At 65.0% G+C, this 1,890-nt stretch carries 2 protein-coding genes; both read left to right on the top strand.

What is annotated here, in order from left to right; all coding sequences use genetic code 11:
• On the top strand, positions 1-140 hold a 140-nt coding region (gene rpsI / locus RIF85_RS15830), incomplete at its 5' end, for a 30S ribosomal protein S9 (RefSeq protein ID WP_309072856.1).
• A 199-nt stretch (positions 141-339) separates the two neighbouring features.
• Positions 340-1,692, top strand: coding sequence for a phosphoglucosamine mutase (gene glmM, locus RIF85_RS15825; protein WP_309072855.1), 1,353 nt, complete (start codon positions 340-342; stop codon positions 1,690-1,692).
• Positions 1,693-1,890: the final 198 nt, after the last annotated feature.

Here is a 1,890-nt window from a genome sequence, read left to right as displayed (position 1 = left end):
CGCTCAACGAGATTGACCGCGAGAACAACCGCCCCGCCCTCAAGAAGGCAGGCTTCCTGACCCGTGACGCTCGCGTCATCGAGCGTAAGAAGGCTGGTCTCAAGAAGGCACGCAAGGCGCCTCAGTACTCCAAGCGCTAGAAAAAGCCTTCCCGGGTGGAATCCGCTGGCGCGTATTCCACCGGGTCCCCTCGGCTTTTTCGAGGGCTTGGCTCCACAAGCGCTAGATCTTGCTCCACCCGTTACGCCCGCTCGGCAATCGCCGGGCGGGCGTAACGCTTTAACGCGTTCTTTGCCCCCAGCGCGGGTCCGCAACTTCTCTGACTTAGGATGGACCACGATGAGTAGATTATTTGGGACCGATGGCGTCCGCGGTCAAGCGAACGGCCTCCTCACCGCAGAACTCGCATTGCAGCTAGCCCAGGCTGCGGCCGTAGTCCTCGGGCATCAACAGTCCGACGGCAGACGGCCCACAGCCGTCATCGCACGCGACCCCCGCATCAGCGGTGACTTCATCGCGGCTGCGGTCGAGGCCGGACTGGCGAGTGCCGGCGTCGACGTGTATGACGCCGGTGTGCTCCCGACGCCCGCTGCTGCCTTCCTCGTCGCCGACCTCAAGGCCGACTTCGGCGTCATGATTTCCGCCTCGCACAATCCGGCGCCGGATAACGGCATCAAGTTCCTGGCACGCGGCGGCAAGAAGCTCGACGACGCCCTTGAGGACGCCATCGAAGCCGCCCTCAGCACGCCTGCGCACCGCCCGGTGGGGCCCGACGTCGGCCGTATCCAGCGTTTCGCCGACGCCGAGGACCGCTACGTGGTTCACCTCCTGCAGTCCCTCCCGCACCGCCTCGACGGGCTCAAGGTCGTGCTCGACTGCGCCAACGGCGCCGCAAGCGGATGCTCCCCGCAGGTGTTCTCCGACGCAGGTGCGGAAATCGTCGTCATTGGAGCTGATCCCGACGGCAACAACATCAACGACGGCTGCGGTTCCACCCACCTCGAGAAGCTTCAGGCAGCTGTCCTGGAACACGGCGCGCACCTGGGCATTGCCCATGACGGCGACGCTGACCGTTGCCTTGCGGTGGACCACGAGGGCACCGTCGTGGACGGCGACCAGATCATGGCCATCATGGCCGTGGCCCTGAACTCCGCCGGCCGGCTGAAGGACAACACGCTCGTCGCCACGGTGATGAGCAACCTGGGACTGAAGCTCGCCCTCCGCGATGCGGGCATCAGCATGCGGGAGACCGCCGTCGGTGACCGCTATGTGCTCGAGGGAATGCGCGACGGCGGCTACAGCCTCGGCGGCGAACAGTCCGGTCACGTGATCTTCGCCGACTACGCGACCACGGGAGACGGTGTTCTTACCGGTCTTCAGCTCGCCGCCCAGGTCGCGAAGTCCGGGCGGAGCCTGAAGGAACTCGCAACGATCATGACCAAGCTCCCGCAGGTGCTGATCAACGTCAAGGGCGTCGACAAGTCGAGCGTCAACAGGAACGATGAGGTCCAGCGCGCAGTTCGGGAAGCTCAGGAATCCCTCGGCGAGACGGGCCGCGTCCTGCTCCGTCCTTCCGGTACCGAACCCGTGGTCCGGGTGATGGTGGAAGCGGCCGACATGGCCACCGCCGAAAGCACTGCGGCAACCCTGGCCGGAATCGTGCAGAACCAGCTCGCGCTCGAGCCTGCCTAGACAGTGCTGAGTGAACTGAGGACCGGAGGAAATCTCCGGTCCTCAGTTCGTCTCTGGGTCAGGCGCGCTGACGAAGGCTGTCGCGGATTTCCGTCAGCAGGGCAACCTGGGGATCCACCTCCGCCTTAACGTCCTCTTCGAGTTCCAGCTTGCGGTCGCGCCGCCTGAAGAGCTTGTTCATCGGCAGCACGATCAGGA

Origin of the sequence: Arthrobacter sp. (assembly GCF_031179385.1) — a bacterium.
Classification (GTDB): Bacteria; Actinomycetota; Actinomycetes; order Actinomycetales; family Micrococcaceae; genus Arthrobacter_D.
Note: the sequence above shows the minus strand (reverse complement) of the source record. Positions and strands in the feature narration are given on the sequence as shown.